Raw genomic sequence first — 25,690 nt, 5'->3', positions numbered from 1 at the left:
ATAGCAGTTTGAAAGTTGTAAGGAATTTATAAAATTAAAACCAATGACTCTATATTTCGCCGGAGAAATCCGATATAATCATTACAACACCTCTAGTATTAAATAGAATTTGGTGAATGATTATGTTTTTGATGATTGTCTACATCGGGGCCATTTTATTTTTTATAAAAATGTTTATGGATCGAGATTTTATTTGGTTTTTGTTTCTACTGCCATTTTTGATGTTTGTTATGTTTTTTGAAACAGACTATCTTGATCATGTCCCTGAATCTGGAAGGTTAATTATCTTTACGTTTTCTTTTTTAGTCATTTATGCAATGGTTTTAGTGTATAATCGATACTTTAGAAAAGAAGGATGTAAAGAGTAAATTCAAATGTGAATCCATTGATAATGATAAAAAAAGCATGCCCTACGGCGTGCTTTTTTTATCGCTTGAATTGACATCCACTGGTGTAAGCGGCTTTTTAGCAGGGCCTTCTACCACAGATCCGTCGTAAGAAAAACGAGAACCGTGACAAGGACAGTCCCACGTGCGGTCACCGGCGTTCCAATTTACTTCACATCCTAAGTGCGTGCATGTAGTATCGACGCAGTGAAGCTTCCCTTGAGGATCTTTATACGCCCCCGTACGTTTGCTGTTTACATATACGACCGACCCTTCATCATTTTGAAGCTGATCGAGTCCTTTTTCAGGCATTGAAAACTTACCGGTAATAAAGTGTTCAGCCACATCAAGATTTTGACGAAAGAAATGCTTAAGGCTAGGGTCCGCATAAAAACGAGACGGATTATACAACTCTGCATATGGGTTGTCTTTCCCGGTTATTGCATCCCGGATAATATGTGCTGCAATGGTGCTATGAGTCATGCCCCATTTTTTAAATCCGGTAGCAATAAAGATATTTGGCTTGCTTTCTTTAAGGGGCCCGATATATGGAATTTTATCAAGCGTAAATAAATCTTGTGCAGACCATTTATAACGAAAATGTTGGACAGTAAAATTTTCTTCGGCGAACCTCTGAAGGGACTCATAGTGAAACATAGTATTAATTCCTTGTCCAGCTTTGTGGCCTTCTCCGCCAATTAAGATGAGTTCTTCTCCGTCAACTTTTGTTGAACGCAGCGAATGAGTAGGCTGATCAGCACTTAAATACATGCCTCCAGGGTAAGCTTGTTCAACTTTTGCTGCTAACACATACGAACGTTTGGCATACATGCGCGTATAGTAAAATCCCGCTCCATCATAAAATGGAAAGTGTGAACACGCCACTACATATTTGCAAGAAATGCGATGTCCGTCTCTTGTGACAACGGTGGGCGACGTGCTTTCTTCTACATCCGTTGCTACGGTGTTTTCAAAAATCAATCCGCCGCTTTCTGTGAATTTTTTTACTAAATGAAGCAGATATTTTAACGGATGAAACTGAGCTTGATCTTTCATAATAGCTGCTGCTCTAATATCAAAACTAAAAGGAATCTCTGTTGCAAATTCACATGGAATATGTAATCGCTGATAGGCTCGAAATTCTTTACGAACTCGATGGTCAAACTCCAGCGTTTCTCCGTATAAGTAAGCATCTTGTACTGAAAAATCACAGTCAATGTTTTCCGTTTGAATTAAGTTTTTCATAAACTGCAGAGCTTGTTCGTTTGCTTTATAATACAGCAGCGTTTTTTCTTCGCCAATGTGTGAAAGCAGTTCATCGTAGATAACGTCATGTTGAGCTGTAATCTTTGCTGTTGTGTGACCGGTTGTACCATTTAAAATATTATCAGCTTCAATTAACGCCACGTTCAGTCCTTCTTTTTGTAATAAATAAGCCGTTGTAATACCGCTAATACCGCCTCCTACTACTACAACATCAACTTTTCGATTTTCTGAAAGAGATGGGTATGTTGGAAACTTTAAATGATCGCGCCAGTAGGGCTCAGTATCCTTTGGGATATTTGCCAATTTATTCACCTCCATATGATAAGTCTTATTTTTACCATAGTTTTCTAAAAAATGTATGCAAAATAAAGGAATCTACTCTAATAGCACCTCTTGGCTATACCTATTTAAAGAAAAGGAGGGGAAAAGAGTGATTACAATCAGCCTTTGTATGAATGTTGCGAACAAAGAAGAGGTTAATCCAAAACATTTGCTATTCAAGATGCTTCTTTTTCAACGTGGCTTCCACACCTGCACCTTGCCATTTGCTCCTATAGAATTGGTGAATAAAAAGCAGAGCATGAAATAATAAAAGGCTACAGATTGAAACATGCAGAGCAATAAATTCATATAAATGATAGGGAGCATCATATAATAAAAGTATAGATGCTTAATTCGGCAAAAGGTATGTAAACATCAAGGTCCAAATAAAAGGGCAAACGGCATGTTTGTCCTTTTTTCATGATTATAGTGACAATTTTCATATATAGTAATAAAGTATATATATAGCAAAAAAATCCCAATTTTAAAGAATATAAAAAACGGCTTAAAACCAAAACAAGTTGTACTCTTAGAGTATGTAGAACGTGCAAAAAAACGGAATAATATGTAGTATTGTAATACAGGACGTAATTGGGAAGAAAAATGAAAACGTTGACAAAAAGAGGAGGGGTACCATGTTGGGTTCACTACCTAATGTTATAAATACGTCAACGCTCGTGTCTTCAAGTGAACAACAAGAAGCGTCATCTGAATCATTTAAAACATATACTCATAAAGGAAAAAAATTCAAGGTTTATTTACCTAAATCCTATCATATTTTGAAATCTTACCCACTAATGGTTATGCTGCATGGATGTACACAAAATGCAGATGATTTTGCGATAGGCACGCAAATGAATGAGCTCGCCGACGAAAAGGAATTTATTGTCGTATATCCACAGCAGTCTTCTAACTCAAATATGAATAAATGCTGGAACTGGTTTGAACCGCTTCATCAAATTAGAGGATTTGGCGAGCCAGCGATTATTGCAGGGATTGTAAAAAAAGTCCAAAACATGCACTTTATTCAGAAAAATAAAGTGTTTGTTGCCGGTCTGTCAGCAGGAGGAGCCATGAGCATCGTCATGGGGGTAACGTATCCAGAACTGTTTGCTGGCATAGGTGTGTCAGCAGGTATCGAATATCAGGCGGCTCTTAACGTATTTAATGCGTATTCCGTCATGGCCAGTAAAGGTCCTTCCCCCGTTAAACAAGGAAGAATTGCTTATCAGCAAATGGGAAAACGGGCAAAGCCACTGCCGCTCATTGTATTTCATGGTAACGCCGATTCGACGGTAAATGTAGCCAATGCAGATCAAGTGGTTCACCAGTGGATTACAACGAATAATCTTGCTTATAACGGAAAAATAGATGGATGGATTCAGAATAGCCCTGTTAAAACGAGAGAAGAAAAAATCCTCTTTGGACGGGATTATACAACGTATCGCTACGAAAGCAGTAAGGGAGAATTGGCTATTGATAAATATATTATCAATGGAATGGGGCATGCATGGTCAGGAGGGAATTCAGCGGGCAGCTATACGGATCCTAAAGGCCCCAATGCTAGCCGAATCATGTGGGACTTTTTCATGAGTCAAAAAGTATAAACAGAGCATATAATGAGGTTCAGTTGCGTTCTTATCGCAGAGAAGAAGAGCTGAAAGTAGCTCTTCCGGCCCTTATTAGTATAAAGCAGCAGCTGCAGGAGCAATCATTTTAACTAGACGGTTTTTTCTAAAAATTAGGATTTGATTATTTAGAAAACGGGTACTGTAATAAAGAAATATGAAGCCGAAATTACATAGCTTAGGATTGACAGCTTATAGTTGTAAATGTAAGATAACTGCGAGCTGCATTTTGTATGATTAAAACATTAAAATAAGCCGAAAACTGAACAAATAAATAGAAATTGTAAGATGAGCGGGTAAGGAAAAGGAGATTAAAAAATGAATATTGCATTTTTCTTAGTACCAAAAAGTGATGTTGTAACATTAAATATTCACTCCACATTAAGACAGGCTCTTGAAAAAATGGAGTATCATCGCTATTCTACAGTTCCACTGGTTGACGATGATGGTAAATATGTGGGCGTTCTTACTGAAGGAGATCTTCTTTGGAAGTTAAAAAGCCTAGGAGACTATCGCTTTCAAGATACGGAAAATATTAAATTAACAGAGATTGACCGCTATCAAGATTATAACCCAGTTGCTATATATGATGAAGTTCAAAACATCCTTTCAAAGGCAATTGACCAAAATTTTGTGCCTGTAACGGATGATCAAGGCGTATTTATTGGAATTGTGAGAAGAAGAGAAATTCTAGAGTTTTATGCAGAAAGCGCAAGTAAAGTGAAAAATCAAATATAAAAAAGCCATCTCTAGATGGCTTTTTTTCTTGTCTTATCTTCCCCGTACATACTCCTAAAAACAGGCTTAGGTCATGGCCCACAGCAATGCACTTCCTTGTACTAGTTTACATAATCTATTTATATATAGGTATAAAATTGCCTATATAAATCTTATTTATAGATAAGGATGGTTTATGTGAGTTACAACAACAAAAAGAAGTGTTGCTGGTGTTCTAATCAGTATTATTACAAAACTTCTGGTTATGATCCAAGAAGTAGCCATGAAGGTAAATGCTGTCATAACGATTATAAGCATAACGATCATTGTCCTAAACATGATGATGATCATCGTTCAGGTCATAAAAAATGTCATCATGGCGGGGGTCACGGTGGCGATCATGGCGGTAACCACGGCGGACATCATGGCGGTAACCACGGTGGAGGGCATGACGGCAACCACGGCGGACATCACGGCGGTAACCACGATGGAGGGCATCACGATGGTCACCACAGTGGCTGTCATCACGGCGGACATCACGGCGGTTGTAAAAAACGTCTTTGCTGCAAAAGACGTAACTGCTGCTGGGGCTGGGTTTTTTAATACAGGAGCTTTGAAGCAACAGAAAGAACTCAAGAAATTGAGTTCTTTTTTTGTAAGTTGAAACTTATAAACGGTATACTTCGTATATATAGTAAGAGCATTTTGGAGGAGGAAAAAAATGTTTAAAAAAATGTTTGCTAAAATGGGAGTTGGAGCTGCCAAAGTAGATTTACGATTAAATGAAACGGCCTATACGCTCGGTCATGTGATTGAAGGAGCTATTGTCATCCAAGGCGGAAACGTTCAGCAACATATTAATTTAATTGATGTTGAATTTTGGCTTGAAGTTCAAATGAAAAGCGGTCAAATGCATACACATCGTGTGGAAAGCCTGCGCGCAGCTTCTTCATTTACAATTAATGAAGGTGAGAAAAAGGAAATTCCATTTACATATCATTTACCTTTGGATCTTCCAATCTCTGCGAGCAACGTTAGCTATTTCTTTAAGACACACTTAGATATTGAAGGGGGAGTTGACTCAACAGACCGGGACCCTGTGCGCATTAAAGCACCAAAAAGCTTATATCAGCTAGTAGAGGGCTTTGAAGCACTTGGGTTTAGAGAAAAACACCATTCAGGAAAATTTAACGGATACAAACAAGAATTTGCATTTTTTCCTACAGACTTCTTAAAGGGATATGTAAATGAGGTTGAGTTTGAGGTAGCCATTGAACGAGAAGGTATACGCGTGTTATTGGAGCTAGATTTGCCTTCTTTCGGCCGGGAGAGGGAAATAAAAAACGAACTCTTTTTTACAAATGATGAACTAAGCCATCCATCCACTATCGCTCGTTTGCTGGAAGAAGCGATGGAAGAGATGATGGAAAATCCTCGAGACTATGAATATTATAAGCCTTCTCACTATGATCAGCATTCACATCATCCACGTATGAGCGGGTTAAGAGGAGCAATGGGAGGCTTTGCAGCCGGTATGTTAGGCGGGCTGCTCATTGAGAATTTGATCGATGATATGTTTGAAGACTCGGCGCTTGGTGAAATTGGAGAAGATATTGAAGAAGCCGGGGAGGATCTGTTGGATGGGGACTTTTTTGATGGAGGAGACGATTGGTAAAAGGGATTTTGAATAACTAAAAAGGATGATTAATGATGATCATCCTTTTTTTCTTTCTTCTTTCTTTTTTTTACTTCTATATACTTAATGTGAAAATCTTCTATAATCAAAACTTTAAAGTAAAATTGCTCATGCTGAATGATATCATTTTTGGTCACATCAAACTTTTCGGTTAACACCCACCCGGCAATGGTATCTACTTCTTCGTCGCTAATATCCGTGCCGAGTAAATCATTTACTTGGCTAATGAGCATTTTTCCGTCAAGAATATAGTGATCGTCTTTAATTTTTTGTACATAAGGAATTTCGTCCGTGTCAAACTCATCTCGAATTTCTCCCACAATTTCTTCAATAATGTCTTCTACTGTCACAAGCCCCGCGGTTCCACCATACTCATCAAAAAGAATAGCCATTTGAATGCGTTCTTTTTGCATCTTTACGAGCAAGTCATGAATAGGTACGGTTTCAATTACTTTAAAAATAGGCTTGACATATGATTCTAACGTATTGGTGCCGTCTTTTTCGTTAAATACAATATCATTATAAATTTCTTTAATATTAACGAGACCAATTATCTTATCTTTATCCCCATCTTCAACAATTGGATAGCGGGTATATTTTTCGACATTTGCAATTTGCAAAAAAACCTCTACCACGTCATCTTTAGAAGCACTTACAATTTCCGTTCGCGGGACCATTACTTCTTTAGCTAAACGGTCATCAAAATCAAAAATTTTGCTCATATATCGATATTCGGACTGATTAATTTCACCGCCTTCAAAGCTTTCAGATAACAAAATGCGAAGTTCTTCTTCACTATGAGCAGCTTCATTTTCCGAAATCATCGTTATACCAAATATCTTGGTCAACATACGAGCTGAGCCGTTTAATATTTTAATGAACGGATACATAAGTTTGTAAAACACGATAATCGGTTTTGCAAAGTTCAGCGTAATTTGTTCAGCCATTTGAATAGCAAACGTTTTAGGAGCTAATTCTCCTAAGACAACATGTAAAAAGGTAATAACAACAAATGCAATGACAAAAGATAAAATACCAGCAAGCGGCTCATTCGTATGGAAGGTAGTAAAAAGAGGATGAAGCAACCGATCTAGCGTCGGTTCACCAAGCCAACCAAGCCCGAGAGCTGTGATGGTGATACCAAGCTGACAAGCGGATAGATATTCATCTAAATGCGTAATAACATGTTTGGCAGATACGGCTTTTTTATTTCCTTCTTCTAGAAGCTGGTTGATTTTTGAACTCCTTACTTTTACAATAGCGAATTCTGTCGCTACAAAAAAAGCAGTTAATGCAATCAAAACTGCGACTAATAGTAATTTTACGGCGATCATCAAAGTCACCACCTTGTACGTAAATGTATATCTTAAGTGTTAGCCAAAGTGGAGAAAACATGTATTAAATCGGGAAAAGAAAAACGCACATAAAAAAACTGCTTCTATCTTTAAAAAGAAAAAGAAGCAGTTTATTATGTTACATGTTCATTTAGGGGAATTAATCTTAACTTTACCATCATGGTCTATCACATATCGGTTCTACAGTTCAACTGACTTTTAGCAAACGTATTGCGAGCGTGTTATGACACCTCCTTTAACTGTAATCCGAGTATATATGATGCATCTCTCACTCCTTTCTATTAGTTAACTGTATTATAATACACAATTAATCAAAATACTACAAATATTCAGAAAATAATTCAAAATGCATAGTTTTTTGTCATTTTCTGAAATATATACGCAAAAGAGATTGAGACACAGCTATATCAATCGAATCTAAAGGGGAACAAATTGGATAAATGGTCGAGTATGGATCGCTTGTTCCACCGCTGTTGATTTCCGTGCATGACTTCACTTCCCGCAGGAGTCTTCGCCTTTCCCTCCAATCAACAGCTAGAATCAACTCTAAACATAACCTATATTCACCATACCAATGAAAAGATCCGAACGATGAATCGTTCGGATCTTCCTTTAGTTAAAATACGTTTGCCCCAGCCTCTTTGTAATTAATGCAGCTTATGGTTATTAGGCATCTGAGGAGAGGCAGTAGCTTTTGCGAAACTTGTGATCATTTGCTGCATATCTTCTTTTGCAAGCTGCGGCACTTGATAATAATGATGTTTGTTTTGATAAAGAGAAATTTCATAAGCCATTTCAATCCAATTAGGAACACTGTCTCCGAATATTCGGCGAACAACAGGATTAGTTATTTCTAAAGCTGTCATAGTTAAAAGAGATGCTTGAGACTTGACTAGACCCAGCATATGACCTGAAATTCCTTTTTCATTAATTTCCTCAACGGACTGATTCGGCTTTTTAGGCTGCGAAGGCTTTAAGCCATAAACAAAGGTATGAGACTGCTTCATGTTATATACATGTGTAGAACCGGCCGGCTTTTGGCCAGTAGAAAAAGCTTCTACGATTAAATTATATTCATTTAAAATAAACTGATATTGCCGATCAATAATATCAAGCAGCTCTTGTTCTTTTACATATTGCCTAAACATCATAAACTGATCCATTACATTGATCGAGCCGGCAAGTGTTTCATGAACGTCAAACAGCTCATGCCCTCCATGGTTCAATTGAGGGGGGATAGCTCCAGTTTGCATGTTTGTAGGAAGTTCGTGATTATTCATACTAAGTCCTCCTTAAAATCGGTATCGACTATAGTCTTTAAACTTCTTCAAGTTTTATACTCAAACTTGATTTATTCATAAAATGTTGCTCTACATAACTTAATTTACCTCTAGTTAGTTAATTAAAGGGTAAAAGTGAAAGGGTTTTATAAAAAAAAAGCGAATATCAATAACAATTCACGATCTATAGATAGGGGAATCAAAAAACATGAATGAGCTGCTGTCATACTCAAGTGAATTAAAACATGAAGCAAATCAACTGGTGGTATCCAACCGTTTATTTAATTTGTTAAGAGAGTACGGTTGCCCGCTCTCAGGGGAGAGTTTTGAGTTAAATGTCATGACAAATCGCATCATTAATTTTTACGTAGGAAATGATGAAATGGATGAAGAATCTATTTTTCACATGGGGTATCAGCTTACAAAGCGTTTTCAACCTTATAAGATGATATTTGCTAATGAAAAAGGTAAGTATCAGTGGAGTGTGTATATGATTCAGAAGGGTGAAGAGTGGAAGCTTGATATTTCCGTGCTTCCAGAAAATATCGTGAAGGGCAAAGTTGAGAAACAAGTATTATTAAAATCACTTCTCACTGAAAAGAAGCGGGAATGTATTTTATTTTTCAAGCAGCAAAGCGGATATAATCGCTACTATACGAGTGATCATGTCTATAAGGCTGTGCTAGAAGATGACATTTACGATGATATGTCTTTTTTTATGTGGCTGCAAAAACAAAAAAAAGGAAATCAACAAACGTAAAAAAAGAGCCGATTGGGCTCTTTTTATGCATGTACGGATGTTTTTACAGGTAAAGCAGCTTTTAGCATCCAAATATGTTTTTCAATGTTGCCAATTGTTCCAATGAATAAGTCAGCTGTTACGTGATCATGTGCTGCTTCAGCTTTTTCAACTGCATTCTTTAGGTTTTTAACAAGTAGCGTATAGTCATTAATTAAGGTTTCTACCATTTCTTCACTCGTTTGCTCATTCCCATCTTCAGAAAGAGTAGCTGCTTGTAAAAATTGCTTCATCGTAGCAATTGGGCTTCCTCCAATGGCTAGTAATCGTTCTGCATATTCATCTATATAGTCCGCCGTCTCATTATAGAATTCTTCAAATTTTTCATGAAGCGTAAAAAATTGAGGCCCTTTTACATACCAGTGAAAGCGATGTAGCTTTGTATATAATACGTTAAAATCGGCAATTTGTTGGTTCAATACGTTTTCTAAATTCATAGTTAATAGCCTCCTAATGAGTTGTTGTTATCTTATGTTTATATTATATCAAATATCAAATTAAAATCAATACTTATTTATAATTATTATTAAATAATAATCAGAATGCTTTTAAATTGCAGTTATTCTCTTTAAAAACTCTAAAGATATGATAGGATAGAGCAAGAGTATTGAAAGGAAGAAGGGGTAGTCATGCATATTACACCAGAAGCAAAACAATTAATTAACAATATACTTGAAGAGCAGGAGATAACAGGAATTCGCTTGTATTTCAAAGGAATTAGCTGTGAAATCCCTAACATTGGGTTAGCTTTTGAAGAGCCTTTTGAAAATGATGAAATGTATGAAGTCGACGGAGTACAAGTAGCAATGGAAGCTTCTATTGTGCCTTATACAAATGAATTAATGTTAGATGTCCATACAACGCCGTACGGCCCAGGTTTAGCATTAGTTGGAGCTAAAGAAGCTGAGTAAAAAATTTATGTAAGAGAAGCTAACAGGTTTGTTGTTTGTTTTGGTAAACCTTGGTTTACTTAATTCAAACGTTAGTGAAATGGAGGGGGACCTATGCTTCTTTCTCATCATGTAACGGTTGAACAAAGACAGCAAATCAAACGCTTTAAACAGCAAATACAAGACGCAAAAACGCTAGATGAGCGCCGTTTGTATCAAGCCCAGCTAAATAAATTTGTTGAGCGCCTATTTATTGAGAATCGCTTGCAGCGCAGCGGCGAACAATAAAAAACACCTAGAAAAGAAGCCTTCAAAGAAGGTTTCTTTTTTTTTAGTAGATTATTATACTTTTACACCTTGTAATTATTCATTTTCTTATATATCGCCCTTTATCTATTTGAAATTCGGTTTTCTGTATGAATATAGCACTAAAAACGTGTAAGTGACTGTTAAATGAAAGCGCTTTCTGTTATAGTAAAGGTATAGAATTGTACTTGTTCACCTACAATGTTCATAAGGAGTGGTTTGTATGATTGAAAGAGGAAACTTCTTAATTGGTTTAGCGTGGGGAACATCTTTGAGCATACCTTTATGGATCGCCTTCTTTGGCTGGATAAAATTAGTTTGGCGCTTGCTTTAAATAAATAAAAACAAAAAAGTAAAAAACTTCAGTGGATATGCGCTGAAGTTTTTTTAAATAGTATAAATAGGTATTAAGAACTATTAAATAAATTGTATTTTTAAACGATAAGTAAATAAGACTACTAAAATATTATTTTTGGTTTTTTTAAGATTCTAATGTTTTAGGTCTTATTGCATAATAGGAAGCGGGAGTACAAATTGAAAAGCTATCGTTTAGTAAGTTTCTCTACCTTATGTATCTGTCTATTCGTTTTATTCATTTCACCTTTTCAAGACACATCTAGTGCATCAACTGATAAATATCAAAATTTCAAGCAGCTCTCACAGCACGAGTCTTCAGCTAGCTATAAAGTGACGACTAAAGAAGCGAAAAGCCCTGTCCTTATCTTTGCTCCACACGGTGGAGGAATTGAAGGCGGGACAAGCGAAATTGCCAAAGAGCTTAGCAAACAAAATGCTCTTTACCTATTCGAATCGTTAAAATCGAAAGGCTCGCGAGATCTGCACCTCACAAGCACTCATTTTGATGAGCCCACAGCGCGTAAGATGGTAAGCATGTATGATAATGTTTTATCTCTTCACGGGTATTCTGGGAATGAAAAACATATTTTTGTGGGGGGAACTGATCGGGAACGTGCAAAAAAATTAACGCAATTATTAAATCAAAATGGATTTCCCGCGGAACTGATTACAAAAGGGCACGATGAGATTGCAGGCATTAACCCTAAAAATATTGCAAATAAAAATCGTACCGGCAAAAGTATTCAATTAGAGATTAGCCAACCGCTGCGAAGTGCTATGTTTCATTCATTCACTTCACAAGGAAGAGCTTCGTCTAAAACTCAAACTTTTTATAAGTTTACAAATGTGCTTTCTACGTTTGTTTCCACTTCTTACTGATTTAAAAAAAGAATGCTTTCACAAGCATTCTTTTTTTATAAACTAGTTTTCCTATTCGTGACTTATAATAGGTTTCCAGTTAAAATCTTTTACATCTTGAACAGAAGGCTTTCTCACGTGCTGTAAGCTTTCCTTATTACATGCTCCATAAACTATAAAATTTTGCTGAGCTTCTATTAAAGAAATAGAGTTGGCTCCTAGTTCATTGGCATTCAGCTTTTGATACGGATCGTCTTCCCAAAAACATATCTCACAAATATCATAGTCACCATCACTGTCTAACGATTGATAACCGCAGCAAGGGCACGTATACTTTTTCATTGTTCCTATCCTTTCTGTATGGGATTTTAAGCTAGAAAAAAGTCAGCCATCTTATTTAACTATTTTACTATATTCAAAGGTAACCTGAAAGAATATTCAAAAAAATTACAGCAGCATATTTCCTAGGATTTGTGAACATTTTATAACGAATTGGTGATAGTTCTTGTGAGATTGAGTGAAAAAGGAGTACACTTACTAGGAAAATAGATCGTGTTCGGAAACGTCTACATAAAAACATTTTTGGATATGATGAATGAAAAAAGAAAAAAGAGATAGGGAGTCATAAATATGAAAAAAATAATAGGTTTACTTTTAGCATGCTTTTTAGCTGTCCCGACAGTTAGTTTTGCTCATACACATGTGCAAACAACAGTACCGGAAAATGGTGCAACTGTTACAGCTCCTCTAAAAGAAATTAAATTAACCTTTGAAACACCCATCGAGAAAATCAGTACTGTGACCATTACAAAAGATGGACAAAAAATTTCACTTGCATCGCAAAAAGTAGAGGGGCATGATTTAATAGCTTCTGTTGATCAGCCTCTTGAAAACGGATCTTACGCAGTAAACTGGGAAATTGTAGGGGAAGATGGTCATGTAATGAAAGATTCGATTGCTTTTAAAGTAGATGTGAAAGATGAAGCGAAAGAAGAGAATACTCAAGCAGCCGGAAAAGATAGTGAAAAAAAGCAAGGCGCCACGCAATCCGAACAGCACCAAAAAAGTGCAGCAGCAAATGATGAGAAAACAGAGAACAACGATTCTTCATCGTTTTTTGTTATCATGATTATTGCTATTGTAGTGGTGGTTGGCGCATTACTCTTAATCTTCAGAAAGAAAAAGGCTTAAAAAGATGAGTGTTTTGTTGCCTGTTTTTGAGTGGTTCACATACGTAGCTCTTTCCTTATTATTAGGATTTGCCGTACTGCAATATGTGCCCCTTACAAAAAAGCCAACAATTTTATTATCAAAGCGATGGCTACTTGCAAGTGCAGCGGCTGTCGCTCTTTTTTCGGTTGGAAATTCGCTTGAGATTATTTTATCTTTTTCAAAAATAAGAGGGTTAGGTGAAACAGTTCGTCTTGTATTATTGGAAACAAGAACGGGACACGCCTGGATCTTTGTTGTACTGATTGCTATTTTATGTATGGTTGCTGTTTCAATAGAGAGCCACCCCCATATGTATACATTACTGACTGTAGCCTTAGTGGGAGGAATCGCCTACGCAAGTCACGCAGCATCCGCTTCTGTGCTTAGCGGCATGTTGTCTCATTCCCTTCATATTTTAGCAGTTGGACTGTGGGGAGGAGTGGTTCTGATTGTTGCCGCTTTTTCAAAAGAAACCTCCAATTGGAAAAGTTTCTTAAGCTGGTTTACTCCTTTTGCGATCGCTTGTTTTGTGCTTCTTTCATTAAGTGGGTTCATTTCGATGGTTATTATCATGGGGCTGTCCAACTATGTAAATTCATGGGCTACAGATTACGGGCAATCTCTTTTGTTAAAGCATATTACGATTATTCCGCTGCTTGCATTTGCCGTCATCAATGGCTTTCTTATGAAAAAAGCGATAAAACATCCAGAATATAAGCCCGTGATGTGGATTCGAGCAGAAAGCATTATTTTGCTTATCATTTTTTTATTTACAGCTATCATGGTAACGCAATCGCCGCCAACTAATATAAGTCATATGGCAATGGATTCATCGATTCTTCCTTTTATCTATGGGAAACAAGTGACGCTGCCTCTAACGTTTCACGTAACGATTGTAGGAATCCTATTCTTATTTGTTGCACTGCTGTTTTTTGTGTATTTACTTGTTTGTTTTTACAAAAAGACAGTATGGCTCAGCGTATTAAGTGCGGGTTTGTTTGTGTTTGCTTTTTATATTGCGATGATGACAAGTATTCAAGTCTAAAAACAGTGAGAAATATCTCACTGTTTTTTTATTAGCCATTAAAAGTAGTGTTATCTCTCGGGCCATTTCTCGGAGAAGGGGGCATCGGCATTTGGGAACTAGAACCGGAGCCGGATGTAGAGCCGCTTGGAGGCGATATATTTCCTGCGTTTCCAAAAATAACGATCCCGCCAGAAATTGTGCCAATAGAAATAGATTTAATATAAACAGACATCCTTATTCAACCTCTCATCTAGTAAAAGAATTCAGTGTACCATAGTATATGACCAGCTTGTCATTTTTGTATAGACGAGTTTAAAAAATAGGTAAAAGCTTAGAAGTTCAGGTTGAGAAAGGAAATGGTGTAAAATAAGATAGAACTTTGAAGGTAAAGTGTTGATATCACCTATTAAAAGAAGTAGAAAGGAACTAAGATGAATACGCAAAAAGGAATTCATTTTTCATTTAAAAAATTATGGTTGCTAACGAACCCTCCGACAGGAAAGCTACTCATTTCGTTTATACTGGCCTTAATTAATACCGGAGCGTCGCTTTCTATTCCTCTTGTCATTAAAGAAGTGATGGAGAAAATTGCAGTAGGCGTCTCACCGCAGCTTATAGCAGGACTCCTTGGTTTATTTGCTGCTCAAATGGCAACAAGCGCAGTATCTCTTTATCTCCTTGCTCAAGTAGGCCAAGGTGTTGTAAAAGAACTCAGACATAAAGTGTGGAACAAGCTCATAAAGCTTCCGGTTTCATTTTACGACCAAAATCGTTCCGGTGAAATGGTAAGCCGCATTACAAATGATACAACCATTGTGATGAACTTATTGTCAACAGAAATGATTGACTTTGTTAAAAATATTTTATCTATTATCGTTGCCATTGTTATTTTATTTACGCTTGATGTACCCATGACGCTCATTTTATTAGCGGTTATTCCCGTTATGTTTGTACTGGTTATGCCGCTAGCGAGAAAAATACATAAAATTTCACGTGAGCAGCAGGATAAAATGTCCAAGCTTACAGCTTTTTTAGCTCAAATGCTGAGTGAAATCCGCTTGATTAAAGTATCCGGTTCAGAGAAAAAAGAAGTTGATTCCGGCTTACAATCGTTTCAGTCACTCTACCTCTTCGGTGTAAAGAGAGCTAAAATTGAAGCTATCATTACACCGGTTATTAGCACGGTGATGACCGCTGTTATGATTGCCATCGTCGGGTTTGGTGCATACCGGGTGAGTGAGGGATTTATCACTGCAGGAGAGCTGGTGGCTTTTGTTCTTTACCTTTTTCAAATTATGGTTCCGGTTGGTTCACTTACCCGATTTGTTACGAGCTTTCAGCAAACTAAAGGAGCTTCAGAAAGAATCTTTGATATATTAGCTGAGAAAGAAGAGAACTATGAAAATGGAGAAGTGCTTGAACAGGTAGGGAGTTTAAGGTTCGATAAAGTTGCTTTTCAATATGAAGATAAACCCGTATTGCAGGAAGTTTCATTTTCTGCTAAAAAAGGAGAAGTTACCGCTTTTGTTGGACCTAGCGGAGCTGGAAAATCTACTGTTTTTTCTCTTATCGAACGCTTTTATGAGCCTTCATCGGGTCACATATTCTTGGATGGAACAGACAGTCAAAACGTCAACTTACGTTCGTGGCGTCACCTGTTTAGCTATGTTCAGCAAGATTCTCCGATTTTAGCAGGAACAATTCGAGAAAATCTCATTTACGGATTAGAGCGGCATGTGACGGATGAAGAAATAGAAGAAGCAGCAAAGTTAGCGAATGCTCATCATTTCATTCAGTCCTTTGAAGCTCAATATGAAACAATGATTGGAGAAAGAGGTATTAATCTCTCAGGAGGACAGCGACAGCGTATTGCAATTGCCCGAGCGCTGTTACGAAATCCTCAGTTTTTATTACTGGACGAAGCGACAGCTAGCTTGGACTCCGAGTCAGAAAAGCTTGTGCAAGAGTCATTGGAGACAGTAATGAAAGAACGCACATCACTCGTCATTGCCCATCGTCTATCTACGGTCATTAATGCAGACCAAATTGTTGTAATAGAAGAAGGGCAAGTTACAGGAAGCGGAACGCATAAAGAGCTGTTAGCCTCTCATTCTTTTTACCGGCGTTTGGTAGAGCAGCAGTTTCAAACATCCCTATAGAACAAACAAAAAAAGACTGCTTTCGAGCAGTCTTTTTTTAGTTTATTTATTTAGCTTTTTAACTAATTCATCACCCATTAACTCAGAAGAAAAAGGATCTCGGCTTGTGACAATTTGATCATTTGCCCAAACAGCATATGCTTTTTTATCCATCTCAGGGATGTAATTAGCCACTTCACGAAGTTCTTGTTCTAAACTGTATGGTAAAAAGGGAAGTACTTCTTCCGGTTCAATTTCATCAGGATAACCGGTTACGTCTAGTCTTTTAATTAAAAGTTCATCATCGGATCCTTTCAAGAAAGCAAACACAGAAGGTCCGTGACACTCAGCTGCTAAAATACCTCCGTTGTCGTACACTTTGTTCATAAGTGCATGCAAGTCCACATTTTTTGCTAAGTCAAACATAGCGCCGTGGCCGCCTACTACTAAGATAACGTCATAGTTCTCAGCATCTACTTCTTCAAGTTTCATTGTCTGATCCGCTCTTCCTGACTCATATAATTTCTTATACGTTCCGTCTGGATCAAAGTCTTCTGAAATACTTCGAACGTCTAGTTCCGGCTTACCTCCAAAAGGTGAGGCTAAGTCAACGGTGTGTCCTGCGTTCTCAAGCTTTTGCAGCGGAGCAAATAATTCTTCTGCCCACCAACCTGTGTGATAATCTTTCTCTTCGTATCCGCTTGATAATACAGCTAACACTCTTGCCATGTTTATACCTCCTAAATGATGTAAAACGTATAGTGATACATATCATGTATTCATTGTGAACTGTACCCTATATAAAAAAACTTTAAACAATGGCAAGTTATGAAAAGGTAGCGTGAATCATAAACAAAACCAAAAAAGAGATAGCAAATTTAAGATGCCACTTTTTATCTGTACGCTTATAGCGCTTCACGCCCATCACGAGCAGACAAGCTAGAACAGCCATCGTGATAATTCCTGAAAAGTACGTAAAATTTGCTTGAAATCCTTTTATCAAAGCCATATAACCATGTAAAATAATCAAAGCAGTTGATATAAGGGCAACGGGAACGTGCCACTGACGAACGTACTTGGCTAAAAACTGAATAAGCGGTTTTAACTCAAACTTTCCTTTTTTAATTTGCGATATCGGTTTCCATTTTAATAATAAAAAGATAGGATAAATAGCTAAAGCTGCAAAGAAACCAATTCGTGCGATAGAACCAAGCTCTTTAAAATTCCCTTCGTATATTTTAGAATCAAGCGGAAGGGAATGTTTATAAATAGGGACGTAAATAAGCCCTGCTACAACTAGTAAAAAAGAGATAGTAAAGATAAAGATCACTTTTTTACGCTCACTTTTATTTTTGATTAACGTCTGTAGCCATGATTTTTTAGCTGGAGATTTAGCGGAATTCATTTTCTTCCTCCTTGGAAAAAACTAGTTAGTATCAGTATGAACTTTTTTTCTTAAAAAATCTTTAAAAATCCTTCTTTTTTAAAAAAATTCATTTTTTTCTTTGCAATACGCGTTATAGTTAAACAAAGGGTTTAAAAAGGAGATGAATACATGAAAAAAAGAATAAGTATATCTATAATCAGTCTTTGTTTACTTTTAACAGCCTGTGGTCAGGAACCTGCTCAAAGCACAAATGCTGAGCAGCCAAAACCGTTGGACGTAAACCTTCAAGGCCCAGAGAAGTTACAGAAAAATGAAAACGGTATCTACAAAGCCGAAGTTACATATGGAGACGAAAAAGTAAAAAATGATGACGTTGAAATGATTGAATTTGAAATAGAGAAAAAAGATGGCGAAGGGAAAGGGAAGATGTTAAAGCCTAAACAAATAGGAAAAGGTGTATATGAGATACAAACATCTTTCTCTGAGCCTGGCACATATACCGTGCAGTCACATGTTTCTGCAAAAGGGACGCATAACATGCCTCTTATAACCGTTACGGTTAAATAAAAGAAGTCAAGGATGCTAATTCCTTGGCTTCTTTTCGTTTAGTATGTCCGTTAAATTCCCATTCTACAAGGGGAAAAGGTTATTAGGAATAGGATGATGTTTTCTATCATCAATTAAAGTAATGCACTGAGCCAGCTGTTCAATCCCTCGTTTGATCGTATTCTTATTTACTTGTGAGATGCTTAATCGGAGAAGCGTGTCTCGTTTATATTCTGGTAAAAAAAATCTAGAAGCATCATCAACATATATGTGCTGCTCGTTTAGCATGTGGACGATCTGTTTTGCTTTCACATGCTCAGGCAAACTAATGGATAAATAGAATCCTGAAGGCGGCTTAGAAAAATGTGTATGAGCGGGCAGCAGTGAATCACATGCTTCTACAAGAGTTTGCATTTTGGTATGGTATACCTCTTTTATCTTTTTAAGATGACTAGTAAACATGCCGCTTTTTAAATAAATTTCAAGAGCGCCTTGGGAAAGCGCTGAACTATTAAAATCTGAACTGAATTTATATCGTAAAAAGTTGCTATTCATTAACGAAGGAAGCACGATAGCAGCAATGCGTAACCCAGGAAGAAAAATTTTTGAAAAGCTTTTAATATAAATGACTCGTCCAGAAGGATTAAAAGAAAATAAAGGATCTGATTTTGCATCGGGATCAAGGTCGCCCAAAAAGTCATCCTCGACTATATATACATCGTATTTTTCGGCCAGCTCCACGATTTTTTTCTTCTCGAAATTTGTATAACAATGTCCAAGAGGATTATGGAATCTTGGAATAATATAGAAAAATTTTATGTCATTATTTCGAAAAATGTACTCCAAACGATCAAGATCAATCCCTTCCATCGATAGCTCGATCCCAAAAGTAGTAGCTTGGTGCAGGGTAAGAGACTCGATAAAACCGAAATAAGTGGGCTGTTCAATCAGGATATTATTTTTTCCATTTGGAAATGGCATAGAAACTAATAAGTGAAGAGCTTGCTGAGACCCAGATACAACAACTAACCTTTCAGCTTGAGTGAACACCTGTAGGCTCTGCAAGTGTTTCACTAACTGTACCCGCAATGAGTAAGAGCCTTGTTGATCAGAGTATGTAAAAAGCTCTTCTTTGTAGTGTTCAATTGCTTGGTTTATACAATGCTGAAATTCAAGATAAGGCATAACGTTTTTATCTGGACCAGCAGACAAGAAATCAATCACTTCATTTTCATTCGTCCTATGTTGAAATTCTGCCACAACGTAGTAGCCGCTTTTAGGAACAGAATAAATTAAATGCTCTTTTTCTAATTCGCTGTACGCTTTAATAACGGTATTCTTGCTGCACGAAAAATGGTGGGAGAGTCGGCGAACAGAAGGGAGTTTACCACCTGCAATAAGCGATCCATTTGCTAGGCCAAGCTTAATTTCTTCCATGATTTTTAGATATTTCAAACTCATAGGTCCTACTCCTTTAATTTGTACCCGTACAGTTAGGTAAAAGAATGATTTATTTTACTAGTTGTCCTGCGCTATCCTTTTAATTATATCAGAACTTTTTTTAGAAAAATGGTACAGTTCTGAAAAATAAAAAGACAGGGGTAGGGTAAGATGCAAAAAGAAACGAGAGAGAAAATCGGCTTATTGTTAGGGGTAGTAGGCGTTATCTGTTTTAGCTTAACCCTTCCTTCTACAAGTGTTGCAGTCGAGTATTTCGGAACGACAGTCGCCGGTTTAGGAAGAACAGCTATAGCTGCTATCTTAGTAGCTGTGATATTGATTGTACGAAAAGAAAAATTTCCTTCTCTTCGCCAATTTAAAAGTCTGCTGATCGTTGCTTTAGGCGCAGTTTTAGGGTTTCCTCTGCTCACTTCCTGGGCAATGAAATCATTGCCTGTTTCTCACGGAGCGGTTGAACTCGCTCTTTTACCATTAGCCACAGCCGGTTTTGCGATGTTTAGAGGAGGTGAACGTCCTTCTTTCAAATTCTGGATATCAAGCATGATTGGTTCTGCAGCTGTTATCGTGTATGCTCTTCACCTCGGATTTGGTCAACTGCAGTTTGCCGATGCCGCTCTACTAGCAGCGGTGCTGATACTTGGACTGAGCTACGCAGAAGGAGGGGTGTTAGCAAGAGAATTAGGCAGCTGGCAGGTAATTGCTTGGGCCATTATCATCGGTGCGCCATTTTTTATGATTCCAGTGGGACTAAGCATTACAACTGAAATGCTTCATGCGCCTTTAAAAGCGTGGGTTAGTTTGATTTATCTATCAGTCGTGAGTCAATTTTTAGCATACGTTGCTTGGTACAGCGGAATGACTATGGGGGGAATAGCCAGAGTTAGCCAGGTTCAATATTTGCAGCCATTTTTAATGATTCTGTTTGCAGCTCTATTTCTAGGCGAATCAATTACACTTTTTACTCTTGCTATAGCAATAATTGTTGTCTTTTCGGTTGTGCTAGGCAAAAACGCCTCGGTATCAAAAAAAGAAGTGCATCCCCAGAAAATGATGAATAAAGACGCTTAACTAATATGTAAATTTGTTACATTAAAACAACATGCTCTATTTCCTTTAGCAATCGGCAGGTTCATTCAGTCTCCTGTTTTTCTATGTAAGTTTCAAGAGCCAAAAGATAAGAAATGAATGAATTTCCTATGTAAAAAAGGTATATAACGGTTTTTTTTCACATAGGTTGAACATTATACAAGAACTTGTACACCGAAAAAATACAATTAGACAAATAATTCGTATTGGGCTTGTCATATACATAGAGAGAAGAGGTAGTGATGAAAAAGGACGGGAGATAGAGGAGATAACGAGATGAACACTTTTTTGAAAGGAACGTTTATTCTAGCAGGTGCTGCCTTTGCAGGAGAGTTAATTGAATTTCTTGTAAATATGGTACTTGCTAGAGAATTAGGAAGGGAAGGCATGGGCATGTACATGACTGTTCTTCCTATCATTTTTCTTATTGCCACCGTAGCCAACTTAGAACTGCCTATTTCTATTTCTAAATTTCTTGCTGAACATCATCGCAAAGAACATCAGCATATGATGAAGCATGCCACCATTTTTGCGACTGCTGTGAGCTTGGGGATCTTTTTTATTACACTGGCCGTATTAGCAGCCTTTCCATTTTTCAGTCACTATCATCCTTACTTGAAATGGGTTGTACTATGTTTCATTCCGGTTGTTTCATTTTCAGCGGTGCTTCGTGGATATTTTACGGGTAAAAATAATATGACGACCATCGCTGTGTCTAATTTTATTCGCAAAGCCTTTCAGCTAACTATTTTATTTGTTGTTTTTCAAATGTTCGCTTTCACAGATGTTAAAATGTCTCTGTTTATTGCGATTTGTACACTGATTGGAACCGAAGCTGTTATTTTGCTTTATTTTTTTATCACGTATGTTACTCAGTTAAGTGTTTTATCAAGAGGGCACAGGCCTCTGCTTTCTCCAAGTGAGATTCGGAAAAAGCTGTTAGGCGTCTCACTTCCGACCACGGGACTGCGTTTATTTAATGCGGTATGTAATGCTATTCAGCCGTTTTTAATCAAACACGCGCTCGTTTTATCGGGCATGACGTTAACCGGGGCAACGCAGCATTTTGGTATGCTAACAGGGGTAGCGATGTCGATCGGCTTTTTTCCGGCTTTCTTTGCTCACTCTCTTTTAGTAGCACTCATACCTGCTGTATCTGAAGCTCATGCGAAAAATCAGGAAGAACAGCTTCAAAGACTTTTGACTCAAAGTATGCAAATGACATTTTTATATGGGATTCCGTCTATAGTGGCGATGTATTTCTTTGCTGAGCCGCTTACTAACTTGTTTTTTCATTCTACAGAAGCCGTGTACTATCTAAAGGCTTTATGGCCGTATTTTCTTTTTCACTTCTTTGCCGTCCCGCTTCAAGCTTATTTAATTGGACTCGGCTATGTAAAAGATGCTTTTTATCATACGATTTGGTCTCATATTGTCTCTTTTTCCCTGATGTTTTTCTTAGGATCACAAACAAATATTGGCATGCAGGGAATTATTATCGGGATGAACTGTGGCGTGGTTGTTTTGACCGTTCTGCATTATGTAACGATTTGCAAAGTCATTAACGTTTCCTTTTTTTCACTTAAGCATAAAACGCATTTATCTTAAAAAAACCTCCAACAGTGAAGTTGGAGGTTTTTTGGTTACCAGTTATTCATAATTGAGCTAAACAGTGTAGCAGGGTCTTGTCCGCCGCCGCCTGATAAGTATTTCGTTGTTTGCGTAGAATTAGCATTATCAAAGCCAGCGTGGATAGAAACGACTGCATCATCGGTATACCCGACAAACCAAGCATCTTTGACGTCGTTGGTTGTACCGGTTTTACCTGCAGCATCTCGTGAAGAACGAGCGTTAACACCTGTTCCATAGCTTTTTTCAATTACGTCTTGCAGCATGGATGTCATTGTATCCGCATTTTCTTCACTCATTACTCGCTCTGTCTGAATGTCTGGCTTTTTCACTTCACCGTCGCGCATCTCAATTTTTCGAATTGCGTACGGCTTAGTCATGACGCCTTTGTTAGCGAAGGTTGTATATCCTTGTGCTAACTGAAGGGGAGAGAACGTTGTCGTCGTTCCTCCAAGAGCAAGTCCTAATTTTGACTTATCGTCATCTTCAAGAGGAAGTCCAGCTTTTTCCATGAATTTTACGCTTGTATCAATACCAATTTGTTTTAAAAGCCAAACAGCTGGAACGTTAAGTGAACGAGTAAGTGCTTCACGCATTGTCACATGCTTTTGATATTCACCTTCTGCGTTTTTAGGGCTATATCCACCGCCAAAGTCTTGTCGTTCGTCACTTAAGAGTGAAGTTGGTGTATAATCTCCAGTTTCTAAGGCTGGACCGTATACGGCTAAAGGCTTAATAGCTGAACCAAGCTGATAGCCGCTTGTAGCACGGTTTAAGCCGTTTCGCTCATAGCTGCGTCCTCCATACATCGCTGAAATCCCGCCTGTTTTAGGGTTGACAGCTGAAATCCCAACCTCTACTTTACTGTTGATGGCATCATCTCGGAACGTATGATTTGCTACAGAGTTATTAATCGATTCCTGTAAATTAGGATCTAAATCTGTATAGATGGCATAACCACCCTTATAAAGGTCATCAGCAGATACGCCATACTGTTGAGCAGCTTCTTTAATTACATAATCAATAAATGCTTGATTTGAGTTCGGTTTTTTAACCGGAATACTAGGCTCGACTACACGTTCGTTTAACGCTTGCTGATACTGAGTATCGCTAATAACATTTTGGTCATGCATCAGTTTCAATACAACGTTTCGTCGGGCTGTTGCTTTTTCTGTGCTATTGCTTGGTGAATACGTACTCGGCGCTTTTGGGAGTCCTGCTAAAAGCGCAGCTTCGCCTACGGTTAAATCGGATACAGGCTTATTAAAATAAATCTGAGAAGCTGCACCAATACCGTATACACCGCTTCCGAAATAAATTTGATTTAAATATAATTCCAAAATTTGATCTTTTGTAAATTGTCTTTCTAAGCCTAGTGATAGAAACATTTCATCTACTTTACGTTTAATGGTCTTATCACTAGATAAGTAAAGATTTCTTGCTAACTGCTGCGTAATGGTACTTGCGCCTTCAGCTTTACTCATTGTTACAATGTTCTTAAAAAGGGCGCGGCCAATACCTTGTAAATCAATCCCAAAATGCTTGTAAAAGCGACGGTCTTCCGTTGCAACAAACGCCATTTTTACATAATCGGGAATTTCATTGCTCGAAACATTTTGACGGGGAACGGTTTTATACAATTCGTCAATCTTACGGTCATTTTTGTCATAGACTACCGTACTTTGAACCGACTGCAGTTTCGAGTAAGATAAATCAGCCGTTTGCTGAAATTGCTTTAATACATAGGTAACTCCTAGCATTACAATTAAAACAACGACTAAAAAGGCTAAAATAAATTTCCTCATGTTGGTTCACTCCACTAAGTAATAATTCCATGTTCACACATAGCTACATTCTTCGTCTTTACAAGGTCGTTATGTAAAGAATGCTGAAGTTTGTTGACCCATTCAATCTTTTAACAAAGAGAAGGGTGATAAAGTATTAACGTTTACAAGCTGACGCGCTAAGTTTAATAAAGGCTATTATTCAAGTGCAGGTAAGTTTTTAGGGTATAAGATGATTGACATAAATAGCTCTTTACGCAGTTATTTTTTGCTTACTCGCAGATGCTTCGTTTTTTTATTAAACTGAAACAAAGTGAAATACAATCATCTGAACTTAGTTTACCCATAAATTTGTGTTTGTCAAATAAAGTCGTATAAAGCACCATTCGGGGCTTTGTTCCCCTTTATGAAAAACCAAGGGGGTATTTTACGTTCTGTTTCTCATAGAAAAAAGTTGTTATAACACGTATAAGAAATACGATTTAATACGCTCGGGTATAAATGCTGATATCTGTTGAAAGTAACGAAATAAAGAAAAAATTAACTAATTTATCAGACTAGGGCACTTTTTATACGAAGGAGGACGGGCGAGTTTTAATTATTATCCACCTTTTGACGGGAGCACTTAGATAAAAGTGGAATATTTCTTTACCCGCTGTAAGTCAAACGAATTAAATACCTAGCTGCATATGAGCAATGGCCATATGAAGTTATTCAGTATTATGTGATACTGCCAGCAAAACATACAGGTATTTCTTTGACAGTAGTTCCTTTACAAATGCTTCGAAAGTTCTTATAATAAAATTATCTTTAATTCGAGATATTTAAAAGGAGTGGATATACGTGAAACATATTTTTAAAAAAGGAACGGACGAGACGAAACCGACTTTATTGCTGTTGCATGGTACAGGAGGTACAGAACAAGATCTGCTCCCTGTTGCAGATCTGATTGATTCCTCTTGCTCCGTATTATCTGTAAGAGGAAATGTACTAGAAAACGGAATGCCCCGTTTCTTTAGACGTTTACAAGAAGGAATATTTGATATAGAAGATTTAATTGAACGTACAAAAGAACTTCATCAATTTTTAGATGAAGCGGCTGAAACATATTCATTCGACCGATACAACATCGTAGCTGTAGGCTACTCAAATGGTGCCAATATTGCAGGAAGTTTGCTGTTTCATTATGAGAATTCTTTAAAAGGGGCGGCTCTTCTTCATCCGATGGTTCCAAGAAGAGGAATTGAAGTGCCTAAGACCGACGCCTCTATCTTTATCGGCGCAGGTACAAACGATCCTATTTGCCCAGCATCAGAAACGGAAGAACTTTCTGCTCTTTTAGAAAAAGCCGGAGCGGACGTACAGGTCCATTGGGAATCATTTGGACATCAGTTAACACGAACAGAAATTGAAGCAGCTGAAAAATGGTATCGGTCAAAATTTTAATTTCAAAACTTTCCGCACTCGTGCGGGAAGTTTTTTTATTTTCAAAAAACAAGGACAGTTATCATACAAAAGATAGATATAAATGGTAAAAAGTACTTTTTTTACTGAATGAAGG

General features: G+C 37.4%; 26 protein-coding genes. 17 read left to right on the top strand and 9 right to left on the bottom strand.

Annotated features, from left to right (window positions below; genetic code table 11):
* Positions 1-122: 122 nt before the first annotated feature.
* Positions 123-368, top strand: a complete 246-nt coding sequence (locus NST66_RS14365; RefSeq protein ID WP_013057694.1) for a hypothetical protein — start codon at positions 123-125, stop codon at positions 366-368.
* A 42-nt stretch (positions 369-410) separates the two neighbouring features.
* On the opposite strand, the gene NST66_RS14360 is transcribed toward NST66_RS14365, so the two are convergent.
* Positions 411-1,955, bottom strand: a complete 1,545-nt coding sequence (locus tag NST66_RS14360) for an FAD-dependent oxidoreductase (protein WP_080754504.1) — start codon at positions 1,953-1,955, stop codon at positions 411-413.
* A gap of 127 nt (positions 1,956-2,082) precedes the next feature.
* Here NST66_RS14360 and NST66_RS14355 point away from each other — a divergent pair, with 127 nt between their 5' ends.
* The 5 genes from NST66_RS14355 to NST66_RS14335 all read left to right on the top strand — a co-directional run bounded on the left by NST66_RS14355 (position 2,083) and on the right by NST66_RS14335 (position 5,993).
* Positions 2,083-2,241 (top strand): hypothetical protein, encoded by a 159-nt coding sequence (locus NST66_RS14355; RefSeq protein ID WP_155404191.1) that lies wholly within the window; start codon positions 2,083-2,085, stop codon positions 2,239-2,241.
* Between the two features lie 367 nt (positions 2,242-2,608).
* Positions 2,609-3,580: an extracellular catalytic domain type 1 short-chain-length polyhydroxyalkanoate depolymerase gene (locus tag NST66_RS14350; protein WP_033580627.1), complete on the top strand. Its 972-nt coding sequence runs from the start codon at positions 2,609-2,611 to the stop codon at positions 3,578-3,580.
* 339 nt (positions 3,581-3,919) lie between these two features.
* On the top strand, positions 3,920-4,339 hold the full coding sequence (locus NST66_RS14345) for a CBS domain-containing protein (protein WP_033580628.1): 420 nt from the start codon (positions 3,920-3,922) through the stop codon (positions 4,337-4,339).
* A gap of 177 nt (positions 4,340-4,516) precedes the next feature.
* On the top strand, positions 4,517-4,921 hold the full coding sequence (locus NST66_RS14340) for a hypothetical protein (protein WP_310877552.1): 405 nt from the start codon (positions 4,517-4,519) through the stop codon (positions 4,919-4,921).
* A 118-nt stretch (positions 4,922-5,039) separates the two neighbouring features.
* Positions 5,040-5,993, top strand: coding sequence for a sporulation protein (locus tag NST66_RS14335; RefSeq protein ID WP_340843444.1), 954 nt, complete (start codon positions 5,040-5,042; stop codon positions 5,991-5,993).
* Between the two features lie 29 nt (positions 5,994-6,022).
* Here NST66_RS14335 and NST66_RS14330 read toward each other — a convergent pair whose 3' ends face one another.
* Complete coding sequence (locus tag NST66_RS14330; protein ID WP_033579462.1) at positions 6,023-7,348, bottom strand: hemolysin family protein; 1,326 nt, start codon at positions 7,346-7,348, stop codon at positions 6,023-6,025.
* A 668-nt stretch (positions 7,349-8,016) separates the two neighbouring features.
* Positions 8,017-8,649, bottom strand: a complete 633-nt coding sequence (locus tag NST66_RS14325; protein ID WP_033579461.1) for a spore coat protein — start codon at positions 8,647-8,649, stop codon at positions 8,017-8,019.
* A gap of 208 nt (positions 8,650-8,857) precedes the next feature.
* Between NST66_RS14325 and NST66_RS14320 the strand changes: the two genes are divergently transcribed.
* Positions 8,858-9,409, top strand: coding sequence for a hypothetical protein (locus NST66_RS14320; RefSeq protein ID WP_033579460.1), 552 nt, complete (start codon positions 8,858-8,860; stop codon positions 9,407-9,409).
* Positions 9,410-9,432: 23 nt separating this feature from the next.
* On the opposite strand, the gene NST66_RS14315 is transcribed toward NST66_RS14320, so the two are convergent.
* Complete coding sequence (locus tag NST66_RS14315; RefSeq protein ID WP_028412796.1) at positions 9,433-9,885, bottom strand: Dps family protein; 453 nt, start codon at positions 9,883-9,885, stop codon at positions 9,433-9,435.
* A gap of 192 nt (positions 9,886-10,077) precedes the next feature.
* Here NST66_RS14315 and NST66_RS14310 point away from each other — a divergent pair, with 192 nt between their 5' ends.
* The 3 genes from NST66_RS14310 to NST66_RS14300 all read left to right on the top strand — a co-directional run bounded on the left by NST66_RS14310 (position 10,078) and on the right by NST66_RS14300 (position 11,880).
* Positions 10,078-10,359: a hypothetical protein gene (locus NST66_RS14310; RefSeq protein ID WP_013057684.1), complete on the top strand. Its 282-nt coding sequence runs from the start codon at positions 10,078-10,080 to the stop codon at positions 10,357-10,359.
* A 93-nt stretch (positions 10,360-10,452) separates the two neighbouring features.
* Positions 10,453-10,626: a hypothetical protein gene (locus tag NST66_RS14305; RefSeq protein ID WP_013057683.1), complete on the top strand. Its 174-nt coding sequence runs from the start codon at positions 10,453-10,455 to the stop codon at positions 10,624-10,626.
* A gap of 552 nt (positions 10,627-11,178) precedes the next feature.
* Positions 11,179-11,880, top strand: coding sequence for a poly-gamma-glutamate hydrolase family protein (locus tag NST66_RS14300; protein WP_033579459.1), 702 nt, complete (start codon positions 11,179-11,181; stop codon positions 11,878-11,880).
* Between the two features lie 51 nt (positions 11,881-11,931).
* On the opposite strand, the gene NST66_RS14295 is transcribed toward NST66_RS14300, so the two are convergent.
* Entirely contained in the window at positions 11,932-12,201 is a 270-nt protein-coding gene (locus NST66_RS14295; RefSeq protein WP_033579458.1) for a CPCC family cysteine-rich protein, read from the bottom strand.
* Between the two features lie 288 nt (positions 12,202-12,489).
* On the opposite strand from NST66_RS14295, the gene NST66_RS14290 reads away from it, so the two are divergent.
* The 3 genes from NST66_RS14290 (at position 12,490) to NST66_RS14280 (ending at position 16,257) form a co-directional block, all read left to right on the top strand.
* A complete protein-coding gene (locus tag NST66_RS14290) occupies positions 12,490-13,050 on the top strand; it encodes a copper resistance CopC family protein (RefSeq protein WP_048019008.1) in 561 nt (186 codons plus the stop codon).
* Positions 13,051-13,054: 4 nt separating this feature from the next.
* A complete protein-coding gene (locus NST66_RS14285) occupies positions 13,055-14,116 on the top strand; it encodes a copper resistance D family protein (RefSeq protein ID WP_232217049.1) in 1,062 nt (353 codons plus the stop codon).
* 413 nt (positions 14,117-14,529) lie between these two features.
* Complete coding sequence (locus NST66_RS14280) at positions 14,530-16,257, top strand: ABC transporter ATP-binding protein (RefSeq protein ID WP_340843443.1); 1,728 nt, start codon at positions 14,530-14,532, stop codon at positions 16,255-16,257.
* Positions 16,258-16,299: 42 nt separating this feature from the next.
* On the opposite strand, the gene NST66_RS14275 is transcribed toward NST66_RS14280, so the two are convergent.
* Together NST66_RS14275 and NST66_RS14270 are read right to left on the bottom strand one after the other, a co-directional pair.
* Positions 16,300-16,965: a type 1 glutamine amidotransferase domain-containing protein gene (locus NST66_RS14275; protein WP_311264681.1), complete on the bottom strand. Its 666-nt coding sequence runs from the start codon at positions 16,963-16,965 to the stop codon at positions 16,300-16,302.
* Positions 16,966-17,062: 97 nt separating this feature from the next.
* Complete coding sequence (locus NST66_RS14270; protein WP_028412804.1) at positions 17,063-17,641, bottom strand: hypothetical protein; 579 nt, start codon at positions 17,639-17,641, stop codon at positions 17,063-17,065.
* Positions 17,642-17,791: 150 nt separating this feature from the next.
* Between NST66_RS14270 and NST66_RS14265 the strand changes: the two genes are divergently transcribed.
* On the top strand, positions 17,792-18,190 hold the full coding sequence (locus NST66_RS14265; RefSeq protein ID WP_034270096.1) for a FixH family protein: 399 nt from the start codon (positions 17,792-17,794) through the stop codon (positions 18,188-18,190).
* Between the two features lie 63 nt (positions 18,191-18,253).
* Here NST66_RS14265 and NST66_RS14260 read toward each other — a convergent pair whose 3' ends face one another.
* Positions 18,254-19,630, bottom strand: coding sequence for an aminotransferase-like domain-containing protein (locus NST66_RS14260; RefSeq protein ID WP_033579453.1), 1,377 nt, complete (start codon positions 19,628-19,630; stop codon positions 18,254-18,256).
* Positions 19,631-19,780: 150 nt separating this feature from the next.
* Between NST66_RS14260 and NST66_RS14255 the strand changes: the two genes are divergently transcribed.
* Both NST66_RS14255 and NST66_RS14250 read left to right on the top strand, forming a co-directional pair.
* Entirely contained in the window at positions 19,781-20,698 is a 918-nt protein-coding gene (locus NST66_RS14255; RefSeq protein WP_340843442.1) for a DMT family transporter, read from the top strand.
* Positions 20,699-20,992: 294 nt separating this feature from the next.
* A complete protein-coding gene (locus NST66_RS14250) occupies positions 20,993-22,324 on the top strand; it encodes a polysaccharide biosynthesis protein (protein ID WP_013057669.1) in 1,332 nt (443 codons plus the stop codon).
* A 35-nt stretch (positions 22,325-22,359) separates the two neighbouring features.
* Here NST66_RS14250 and NST66_RS14245 read toward each other — a convergent pair whose 3' ends face one another.
* Entirely contained in the window at positions 22,360-24,150 is a 1,791-nt protein-coding gene (locus NST66_RS14245; RefSeq protein WP_310883920.1) for a transglycosylase domain-containing protein, read from the bottom strand.
* An 822-nt stretch (positions 24,151-24,972) separates the two neighbouring features.
* On the opposite strand from NST66_RS14245, the gene NST66_RS14240 reads away from it, so the two are divergent.
* Positions 24,973-25,575: an alpha/beta hydrolase gene (locus NST66_RS14240; protein WP_340843441.1), complete on the top strand. Its 603-nt coding sequence runs from the start codon at positions 24,973-24,975 to the stop codon at positions 25,573-25,575.
* Positions 25,576-25,690 lie beyond the last annotated feature (115 nt).

The organism is Priestia sp. FSL W8-0524, from assembly GCF_038005965.1.
Taxonomy (GTDB): Bacteria; Bacillota; Bacilli; order Bacillales; family Bacillaceae_H; genus Priestia; species Priestia zanthoxyli.
The sequence above is the reverse complement of the archived record's forward strand: the minus strand, read 5'-3'. Positions and strand labels throughout refer to the sequence as shown.

Coding starts and splice junctions, on each gene's coding strand:
- NST66_RS14265 (WP_034270096.1), top strand. CDS start 17,792: ATGAAAAAAAGAATAAGTATATCTATAATCAGTCTTTGTTTACTTTTA.
- NST66_RS14270 (WP_028412804.1), bottom strand. CDS start 17,641: ATGAATTCCGCTAAATCTCCAGCTAAAAAATCATGGCTACAGACGTTA.
- NST66_RS14280 (WP_340843443.1), top strand. CDS start 14,530: ATGAATACGCAAAAAGGAATTCATTTTTCATTTAAAAAATTATGGTTG.
- NST66_RS14365 (WP_013057694.1), top strand. CDS start 123: ATGTTTTTGATGATTGTCTACATCGGGGCCATTTTATTTTTTATAAAA.
- NST66_RS14335 (WP_340843444.1), top strand. CDS start 5,040: ATGTTTAAAAAAATGTTTGCTAAAATGGGAGTTGGAGCTGCCAAAGTA.
- NST66_RS14320 (WP_033579460.1), top strand. CDS start 8,858: ATGAATGAGCTGCTGTCATACTCAAGTGAATTAAAACATGAAGCAAAT.
- NST66_RS14310 (WP_013057684.1), top strand. CDS start 10,078: ATGCATATTACACCAGAAGCAAAACAATTAATTAACAATATACTTGAA.
- NST66_RS14260 (WP_033579453.1), bottom strand. CDS start 19,630: ATGAGTTTGAAATATCTAAAAATCATGGAAGAAATTAAGCTTGGCCTA.
- NST66_RS14255 (WP_340843442.1), top strand. CDS start 19,781: ATGCAAAAAGAAACGAGAGAGAAAATCGGCTTATTGTTAGGGGTAGTA.
- NST66_RS14345 (WP_033580628.1), top strand. CDS start 3,920: ATGAATATTGCATTTTTCTTAGTACCAAAAAGTGATGTTGTAACATTA.
- NST66_RS14245 (WP_310883920.1), bottom strand. CDS start 24,150: ATGAGGAAATTTATTTTAGCCTTTTTAGTCGTTGTTTTAATTGTAATG.
- NST66_RS14325 (WP_033579461.1), bottom strand. CDS start 8,649: ATGAATAATCACGAACTTCCTACAAACATGCAAACTGGAGCTATCCCC.
- NST66_RS14275 (WP_311264681.1), bottom strand. CDS start 16,965: ATGGCAAGAGTGTTAGCTGTATTATCAAGCGGATACGAAGAGAAAGAT.
- NST66_RS14315 (WP_028412796.1), bottom strand. CDS start 9,885: ATGAATTTAGAAAACGTATTGAACCAACAAATTGCCGATTTTAACGTA.
- NST66_RS14250 (WP_013057669.1), top strand. CDS start 20,993: ATGAACACTTTTTTGAAAGGAACGTTTATTCTAGCAGGTGCTGCCTTT.
- NST66_RS14295 (WP_033579458.1), bottom strand. CDS start 12,201: ATGAAAAAGTATACGTGCCCTTGCTGCGGTTATCAATCGTTAGACAGT.
- NST66_RS14330 (WP_033579462.1), bottom strand. CDS start 7,348: ATGATCGCCGTAAAATTACTATTAGTCGCAGTTTTGATTGCATTAACT.
- NST66_RS14285 (WP_232217049.1), top strand. CDS start 13,055: ATGAGTGTTTTGTTGCCTGTTTTTGAGTGGTTCACATACGTAGCTCTT.
- NST66_RS14350 (WP_033580627.1), top strand. CDS start 2,609: ATGTTGGGTTCACTACCTAATGTTATAAATACGTCAACGCTCGTGTCT.
- NST66_RS14290 (WP_048019008.1), top strand. CDS start 12,490: ATGAAAAAAATAATAGGTTTACTTTTAGCATGCTTTTTAGCTGTCCCG.
- NST66_RS14305 (WP_013057683.1), top strand. CDS start 10,453: ATGCTTCTTTCTCATCATGTAACGGTTGAACAAAGACAGCAAATCAAA.